This window comes from Caulobacter sp. HMWF025 (genome assembly GCF_003060965.1).
Classification (GTDB): Bacteria; Pseudomonadota; Alphaproteobacteria; order Caulobacterales; family Caulobacteraceae; genus Caulobacter.
This window is the reverse complement of sequence record NZ_QAII01000122.1, coordinates 11,269-19,106: the sequence shown is the minus strand read 5'-3', so window position 1 is coordinate 19,106 and position 7,838 is coordinate 11,269. Positions and strand designations below refer to the sequence as shown.

Genomic DNA, 7,838 nt, shown 5'->3' with positions numbered 1-7,838 from the left:
CCCCACGGCGCTGGGCTATTTGGCCCATGGCGGCCACGGTGTGATATCGGTCACCGCCAATGTCGCCCCCGAGGCCTGCGCGACCTTCATGAACGCCTGCATGGCCGGCCAGTGGGAGACTGCCCTCTACTGGCAGGATCGTCTGGTCAGGCTGCACAAGGCCCTGTTCCTCGACGCCTCGCCGTCGCCGACCAAGTTCGCCATGGCCCATCTGGGTCTGTGCGGCGAAGACGTGCGCCTGCCGATCGCGCCGTGCAGCGATGCGGTCAAGCCGGCCATCCTGGAGGCCATGCGCGAGGCGGGTCTGGTCTGATGACCAAGCCGATCGCCGAGAACCGGCGCGCCCGCTACGACTACTTCATCGAAGAGACCTTCGAGGCCGGCATCATGCTGACCGGCACCGAGGTCAAAAGCCTGCGCGTCGGCCGGGCCAATATCGCCGAGTCCTATGCCTCGGTCGAAGGCTCCGAGATCAAGCTGATCAATGCGGACATCCCGCCCTACGGCCATGCCAACCGCTTCAATCATGAGCCGCGCCGGCACCGGAAGCTGCTGCTGCACAAGAAGCAGATCGTCAAACTGATCGGGGCCGTGCAGCGCGACGGCCGCACGCTGATCCCGCTGAAGCTCTACTGGAACGACAAGGGTCTGGCCAAGCTGGAGATCGGCCTGGCCAAGGGCAAGAAGAACCACGACAAGCGCGAAACCGAAGCCGCCCGCGACTGGCAGCGCGACAAGGCCCGCCTGATGAAGGGCGACCGGGGCGACTGAGGCACCAGGCTCCAGACGGTCCCGCAGGATCGGCCGTCAGACGTGCGTCACAATTTCGGCGCATCTTCGGGTTGACCTGCAGGGCGTGGCCGCACCGCTACGGAGGGGGCCACGCCGTTATGGAGAGAGCCCAATGCGTTCGGTTTCAATGACCGTCATGGTCCTGTGCAGCCTGGCATGCGCCGGCACGGCCCTGGCCCAGGACAGTGTCCAGAACGGATCCAATGCCGCCAAGGCCTCGACGGAGGTCGTCAAGGACCTCGGAGTGTCGGGCGTCCAGACCGCCTCGGCGGTCGCCGTTTTGCCGCTGTCGGTGGCCGCCACCGGATCGGTCGTGGCCGGTACCGCCTCCACCGCCACCGGGGTGGATGCCAGCCAAGCGGCTGGCGACTCGGCCGCTTTCGCCTCGACACCCTTGCCGGTGACCAAAAAGGTGATCCTGGCCCAGCCGGTGCCCAATCTGCCCTATGACGCCAAAGCGGCGGACGCTCCCAAGCCATGATCCGGCTCGACCGGCGGGCGCGGCAGGGGATCGGTGCGGCGATCGTCCTGGCGCTGACGCCCCTGGCAGCCACGCCGGTGCTGGCCCAGGACAGTATCTCCACAGGGGCACCGAGCGGGCACTTCTCGGCGGAGGAAGTCGCCCGTTTCTCCAAGCAGATCGAGACGAATCTGGCCGCGCGCGGCGCTCGGGTCGCGATCGTGTTTCGCGCAGGACGGGCGCGCGAAAAGCTCCCCAAGGGCATCGCCTATACCCACGGCGCCTTCTGGGTTTACCGCGATATCCAGACCGATAGTGGCCAGACCGAGCCCGGCTATGCGGTCTACAACCTCTATGCCGGTGACGGTAAGGCCTTGCCCAGCACCGCCTCGCGGCTGGTCCAGGACTTCCCCTATGACTTCACCAGCGGCTCGTCCGTCGATGACGTGGCGGTGATCGTGCCATCGCCGGAGGTGCAGCGCAGGCTGCTGGCGGTGATCGACTCCCCGATCTATGCGGCGCTGCACAACCCGGCCTATTCGCTGATCGCCAATCCGTTGTCGCCCAAATACCAGAACTGCAACGGCTTCATGCTTGACGTTCTGGCCGCCGCCGTCTGGGACATCACCGACCGGGACCAGATACGGGCCAATCTCAAGGCGAACTTCAAGCCCACGACCGTCGAGGCCGGGCCGGTCACACGGCTGCTGGCCCCCCTGGTGACCGCAGGGCTGAAAACGGATGACCACTCGGGACGCTTGCGGACTGCCACCTATGAAAGCCTGGCCGACTTCATGCGCGCCAACGGGATGCTGCAGGCTGCCTATAGCGTGAGTTTCCAGCGGTAGCTTCCCGCATGGCGCAGAGCTTCGCGCACGGCCTTTGTGGTCGTTAGAGGCGCTTGTAGCCCTTTTCTACGAAATAGGGGTCGACGGTGTCTTTCTGACCCTGATGGGTGGCAGGGGTATCGGCCACGGCCTTCAGGTCAAAGCCGACCAGAGCTCGGGTCGGTTTGGCCAGCAGTTGTTTGGTGGCAGGATCAAGCTCTCCGCGAGGTGTGATCCGCCAGCCGCCCTCGTCCCTGAACAGCACGGCCGTCATATACCGCTGACCCGTCGATGTATCGGAGTCGATGCAGGTCATGGCGAGGTGCCCGGCATCTTCCCATTCGACCGCATCGCAGCCGGCCAGATCACTGTCGGCGACCAAGTTCAACCCGCCGGGTCCTGCCTCGAAGACAGACACGGAACCGCCCAAATCGGGGTCGTTATAGGCGAGCACCATCAAGCGGCCGTCGGGTGAAGCCGATGGCTCGCCTGCGGCACCGAACAGGGCACCAGAGGTGTCGGTGAAAAAGGCCATCTCTTCGCCCTCGCCATGGAAGAAGGTCAGCCAGGGATAGTCTCGTCCGCCAAGATGCCAGACGCCCCTGAAACGCCAGCGCGCGCACTGGTCGAAGCCGTCGCAATAGCCGCTGTCGGTAAAGCTGGCGACGTCGTGGCCGGCCATGCGGATGATCAGGGCGTCCCCCTCACGCCGGGCCATGGCCGACCACCTCGCCAGGGGAGCCGTCTCCTGGTCACGATCGAGGGCGAGGTTCTCAAGGCGGTCGGCCTCGATCTCGGCGGCGCTCATCTCACCGGAAGGCGGTTCGACCATCGCAATGGGCAGGGTGGGTTGCTGCCGTGTGGCGAGATGCCATGCGAGCGTGCCAGTGAGCACTACCCCCAAGGCAACGGCGACCAGTCCGAGCTTGCGGATCATCGTCAGCCCTCTCCAGATGACAGCGTGCAGCGCGCGATGATTGCGACTTTGCGTTGATCTTTCAAGCCGGTGCGGCAAAGGCCCGTCGCCTAACCCCGCACCCCCACCCAAACCACATGCCGCGCGCCGCGCCCCTTGTGGGCCCGCACGCCGATCTCCTCGACGCCGTAGCCCGCCCGTTGCAGCCGCTTGGTGAAGGCGCTGTCGCGGGTGGAGGACCAGACCTCCAGCACGCCGCCGGGGCGCAGGGCGCGGCGGGCGGCGGCAAGGCCGGCCTGGTCATAGAGGCTGTCATTGCCCTTGCGGCTGAGGCCGCCGGGGCCGTTGTCGACGTCGAGCAGGATGGCGTCGTAAAGGCCCTCGGCCGCGCGGATCTCCGCGCCGACATCGCCGAGGCGGATCGCGACGCGGGGATCATCCAGGCTGTCGCCGTGCAGGCCGCCGAGCGGACCGCGCGCCCAGGCGACGACGGCCGGGACCAGTTCGGCGACCACGACCTTCGCATCGGCGGCGAAGGCCCCCAGCGCCGCGCGCAGGGTGAAGCCCATGCCCAGGCCGCCGATCAGGATCCGGGCCCCGGGCCGCTGGCCGATGCGGTCGAAGGCCAGGGTGGCCATGGCCTCTTCCGAGCCGCTGAGCCGGCTGTTCATCAGCTCGATGGGGCCGGCCATGATCGAATATTCGCTGCCGCGCCGCATCAGGCGCAGTTCCACGCCGTCGCCGGGCACGCTGGCGCTGTCGAGATGTTCCCAGGGGATCATGACGTCGCCTTCAGCCGTTGGTCAGGGCCAGCAGGGCGAAGGTCGCCAGCCAGTGTTCGCCCATATAGTCGCCGGAGATGTGGGGGACGGCGGCGCTCAGATGGTTCAGGGCCGCATTGATCGCGTGCATCTTTGCCGGGTCGAGGTCGGGCAGGGCTCCGGCCAGGGTCCGCCAGCACCAGGCCCGTGACAGGTTCAGCCCGTCCAGATGGGCGATCTTGCCGTCGGAGCGGTCGCTGACCCGGGCGGGGGTGAACAGGGTGGCCGGCTGCTTGCTGGCCAGATCCGGCAGGAAGCGCACGATCCAGACGTCGAACATGTCCTTGGACATCAGCCGCCGCATGGCCTCGGCCTCAATCAGGGCCGGGGACAGGAAGTCGTCGCCCGAGGGTTCCCAGGCCTGGCAGGCGGCGTCCTGGCCGTACCAGATCATCGCCCGGGTCGCGAGCAGCTGGCGCAGGGCGGCATCGCCGGCCATGTCGGCATATTCGCTGGCCAGCACGAGGGCAAAGGCAGTGTTGGAATGGACTCCGGCCCGGACCGGATAGTCGGCCAAGGGCAGGAAGGCGCGAAACCGGTCAGCAAAGGCCTCGGCCAGGGGCGCGTGGCGGGCGGCCCAGGGTCGAGCAGGGTGGCGCAGCAGCTCGGCCTGCAGCATCAGGTCCCAGGCCCAGCCATAGGGGCGCTCGAAGCCCCGGCTTTCGGGGCGGGCCAGATAGGCGACCTCGGCGGCGACCTTGTCGGAGGTGAAGGCGTCGTCGAACAGGGCGATGATGGCCTCGGCCTCGGGCAGGTCCGGGCGAATGCGCAGCAGGGTGGCCAGCAGCCAGTAGCCGTGGACGCAGGAGTGCCAGTCGAAACTGCCGAAGAAGATCGGATGCAGGTCACGCGGTGTGCGGGCATCGGCGTCGCCGGCCATCACATGGTCCAGCTTGTTGGGATATTCGCGCGTCACGTGGCCAAGGGCGATGCGGGCAAACCGCGAAGCCGTGCCCCGGGCCAGGCTGGAGGCGCTGCTGCGCTGGGGATCAGGCCCGGAAGGCGAGGGCATACATCAGAACCATATTGACGATCAGCAGGAGAACGGCGGTCGGGGCCTGGGCGCGGATCACGCCGTAGCGATCCTTCAATTGCAGGAGCGCCGCCGGCACAAGGTTGAAATTGGCCGCCAGCGGCGTCAGCAGCGTGCCGCAGAAGCCTGACAGCATGCCGATGGCGCAGACCACGGCCGGATCGCCGCCGAACCGCCCGATCACCAGGGGCAGGGCGATCCCGGCCGTCATGACCGGAAAGGCGGCAAAGGCATTGCCCATCAGGATCGTGAACCCGGCCATGCCCAGGCAGTAGGCGGCGACTACGGCAAAGCGACTGTCGACCGGGGTCCAGGCCACGGCCAGATCGCCGATGGTCTTGCCGACCCCGGCGGCGGCAAACACCGCGCCGAGGGCGGCCAGCATCTGCGGCAGCAGGGCGGCCCAGCCGACCAGGTCCATCAGTCGCCGGCCTTCCTGCAGGGCGGCGACGGGCGGCTGGCGGAACATCATCTGGGCCAGCAGCGCCGCCAGGATCGCGGCCAGGGCCAGGGCGATCAGGGTGGCGTTCTTGGCCTCGACCAGGGGCTGGCCGTGCAGGGTGGCGGCCTTGAGGACGAAGGTTCCGACCAGGGTGACGACCGGGATCACGAGGGCGGGCAGGAACAGGCGCAGGCCCAGCCGGCGGGCCAGGTCCTGGCGCTCGTCGGGCGAGGTAGTGTCCGGCGCGCCGACCCCCAGCTGCCCGGTGCCGGCCAGCAGGGCCAGGGCCAGGACCAGGAGGCCGTTGCCCAGATCACCCAGGTGGTCGCCCAGCAGGAAGCTGACCGCCACCAGGCCCCAGAAGGCGGCATTGCCGAAGCGCTTGCGATTGGCCCGGTCGCCGAGGCTGAGCCCGGCAAAGGCGGCGAACATGGCTCCGGCGATCAGATAGACGAGAGGAAGCCCGATCATGGCCGGGCCTCGGTTGTCGGGGCCAGGCGTCTGTCAAACAGCAGCAGCCGCGCGCCGTGCACGATGAAAGCGGCGATGGCCGTGGGGATGGCCCAGACCGACAGGTGCAGCGGCTCGACCGTGATGCCGCTCTGGTCGAGGAAGCCGACGATCAGCAGGATCGAGCCGATGGCCATGAAGATGTCCTCGCCGAAGAACAGGCCGACATTGTCGGTGGCGGCGCTCATGGCCCGGATCCGCTCGCGGTCGGCGTCAGCGACCGGACCGGCGGTCTCGGCGGCGGCCTCGGCCATCGGGGCGACCAGGGGGCGCACGGTCTGCGCCTGTCCGGCCACCGAGGTCAGGCCAAGGGCCGCCGTCAGCTGACGCAGCAGCAGATAGGCCAGCAGGATGCGTCCGGCCGAGGCCCCCTTCAGCGCCTGGATAGTCAGGCGGGCCCGCTCCTGCAGGCCGCAGCGCTCCAGGACCCCCACGGCCGGCAGGACCAGCCAGGCGATGGTGACATAGCGATTGGTGTTGAAGGCCTTGCCGAAGGCCTCGATGACCTCGACGGGGGACAGGCCCGCCGCGAGGCCCGCCGTCAGCGCCGCCGCGACGACGACCAGCAAGGGATTGAATCTCAGGGCAAAGCCCAGGACGATCACCGCGACGCCCAGCAGGGTCAGCATGTCTTGAGGGGCTCCGTCCCGACGATTCCGCCCCAGCGTCGGGGTTGCGGGCGCGGCTGGCAAGGCCTGAGGTCGAGAAGAGTGCCCTTGACGCTGGTGCCCCCCGGCGCGACCTTCAACTCAACAACGATAACCTACTGGAGGAGGCCCCCATGGCCGACGGCACAGCACCCATCGTCACGTCGCTTAAGGACAAGGTCAGCGAGGCCGAGTGGCAGGCCCGCGTCGAGCTGGCAGCGCTCTATCGCCTGGTCGCCCTGCACGGCTGGGACGACATGATCTTCACCCACATCTCGGCCCGCATCCCGGGACCCGAGCACCACTTCCTGATCAATCCCTACGGCATGTTCTTCGGCGAGATCACCGCCTCCAGCCTGGTCAAGGTCGATCTGGACGGCAATGTCATCGACAAGACCCCGTACTTCATCAATCCGGCGGGCTTCACGATCCACTCGGCCATCCATGCGGCGCGGGACGACGCGCATTTCGTCATGCACCTGCACAGCGACCAGGGCGTGGCGGTTTCGGCGCATAAGGACGGCCTGCTGCCCCTGACCCAGCACGCACTAATTGTCTTGCCACAACTCGCCTATCACGACTATGAAGGTATTGCGCTCAATCTTGACGAGAGGGAACGGCTGGTGGCCGATCTCGGAACCAAGAAGACCATGATGCTGCGGAACCACGGCACCCTGTCGGTGGGCCAGACGGCCGCCGAATGCTGGCTGGGCATGTTCTTCCTCGAGCGCGCCTGCGCCCAGCAGGTCATGGCCCTGTCGATCGGCCGCGACAATGTGCTGCTGGCCCCTGAGGAGGCCCAGGCCGAGGTCCGCAAGCAGACCGGCATGGGCATGGGCATGATCGGCGGCCTGGCCTGGCCGGGCTGCCTGCGCAAGCTGGACCGGGAGTCTCCCGGCTACGCGGATTGAGGTCCCAGGTCGGACAGATCCGGGCCGTCGCCGTCTTCACGACTGCGGCGGCCCTTTTCTTTCCGGCTCTTGAAGGGGCCCGGGCGGGAGCCTGGCCTGCGCCCGAGGGCAAGACCCAGGTCATCGCCAAGTATGAGCGTCAGGCCGCCGACGAAGGCTTCACGCCGGACGGTGAGCGGGTCGCGATCGATCACCGTGAGGAGGAGGGGGCCTCCCTCTTTGTCGAGCACGGCCTGACGGGCCGGCTGACGCTGCAGGCCCGGGCCGGACTGATCCGCGGCCGTGACCGGTTTGTGGTCTACGAAGGGCGTGGCCCGCTGGAACTGGGCCTGCGCTACACCGTCCTGCAAACCGGACGGACCGTGGTCTCGGTCTATGGCGGAGCCGCCGAGCCCGGAGCGGGGCGCAATGCCGGCTATGCGGCCCCGGGGCAGGGAAAGGCCGACCTCGAAGCCAGACTGCTGCTGGGACGCTCCGGT

General features: G+C 67.9%; 10 protein-coding genes and 1 pseudogene. 6 read left to right on the top strand and 5 right to left on the bottom strand.

Going from position 1 to position 7,838, the window contains the following annotated elements:
- From DBR10_RS20080 to DBR10_RS13120, 4 genes are all read left to right on the top strand, one after another.
- On the top strand, positions 1–313 hold a 313-nt coding region (locus tag DBR10_RS20080), incomplete at its 5' end, for a dihydrodipicolinate synthase family protein (protein ID WP_233243405.1).
- The gene (gene smpB, locus DBR10_RS13130; RefSeq protein WP_108490330.1) at positions 313–771 is read left to right on the top strand and encodes an SsrA-binding protein SmpB; all 459 of its coding nucleotides are present in this window, start codon (positions 313–315) and stop codon (positions 769–771) included. The genes DBR10_RS20080 and smpB, both read left to right, overlap by 1 nt.
- A gap of 133 nt (positions 772–904) precedes the next feature.
- Complete coding sequence (locus DBR10_RS13125) at positions 905–1,273, top strand: hypothetical protein (RefSeq protein ID WP_108505091.1); 369 nt, start codon at positions 905–907, stop codon at positions 1,271–1,273.
- Entirely contained in the window at positions 1,270–2,100 is an 831-nt protein-coding gene (locus DBR10_RS13120; protein WP_108556405.1) for a DUF2145 domain-containing protein, read from the top strand. The genes DBR10_RS13125 and DBR10_RS13120 overlap by 4 nt, the downstream gene beginning before the upstream one ends.
- Positions 2,101–2,143: 43 nt before the next feature.
- On the opposite strand, the gene DBR10_RS13115 is transcribed toward DBR10_RS13120, so the two are convergent.
- The 5 genes from DBR10_RS13115 to DBR10_RS13095 are packed head-to-tail and all read right to left on the bottom strand — an operon-like array spanning position 2,144 to position 6,430.
- Positions 2,144–3,094 (bottom strand): hypothetical protein, encoded by a 951-nt coding sequence (locus DBR10_RS13115; RefSeq protein WP_146184139.1) that lies wholly within the window; start codon positions 3,092–3,094, stop codon positions 2,144–2,146.
- Between the two features lie 11 nt (positions 3,095–3,105).
- Positions 3,106–3,777 carry a spermidine synthase gene (locus tag DBR10_RS13110; protein ID WP_108556404.1) on the bottom strand — a complete coding sequence of 224 codons (672 nt, stop codon included), beginning with the start codon at positions 3,775–3,777 and terminating at the stop codon, positions 3,106–3,108.
- Between the two features lie 10 nt (positions 3,778–3,787).
- Positions 3,788–4,828 carry a DUF2891 domain-containing protein gene (locus tag DBR10_RS13105; RefSeq protein ID WP_108503676.1) on the bottom strand — a complete coding sequence of 347 codons (1,041 nt, stop codon included), beginning with the start codon at positions 4,826–4,828 and terminating at the stop codon, positions 3,788–3,790.
- Positions 4,806–5,762 carry a DUF979 domain-containing protein gene (locus DBR10_RS13100; protein ID WP_108503677.1) on the bottom strand — a complete coding sequence of 319 codons (957 nt, stop codon included), beginning with the start codon at positions 5,760–5,762 and terminating at the stop codon, positions 4,806–4,808. Before DBR10_RS13100 ends, DBR10_RS13105 begins: the two co-directional genes overlap by 23 nt.
- Positions 5,759–6,430: a DUF969 domain-containing protein gene (locus tag DBR10_RS13095; RefSeq protein ID WP_108503678.1), complete on the bottom strand. Its 672-nt coding sequence runs from the start codon at positions 6,428–6,430 to the stop codon at positions 5,759–5,761. Before DBR10_RS13095 ends, DBR10_RS13100 begins: the two co-directional genes overlap by 4 nt.
- 152 nt (positions 6,431–6,582) lie before the next feature.
- Here DBR10_RS13095 and DBR10_RS13090 point away from each other — a divergent pair, with 152 nt between their 5' ends.
- Both DBR10_RS13090 and DBR10_RS20075 read left to right on the top strand, forming a co-directional pair.
- Positions 6,583–7,359, top strand: coding sequence for a class II aldolase/adducin family protein (locus DBR10_RS13090; protein ID WP_108490201.1), 777 nt, complete (start codon positions 6,583–6,585; stop codon positions 7,357–7,359).
- Positions 7,356–7,838 (top strand): annotated as a pseudogene (locus DBR10_RS20075) (hypothetical protein); the annotation flags it as partial. The gene DBR10_RS13090 and the pseudogene DBR10_RS20075, both read left to right, overlap by 4 nt.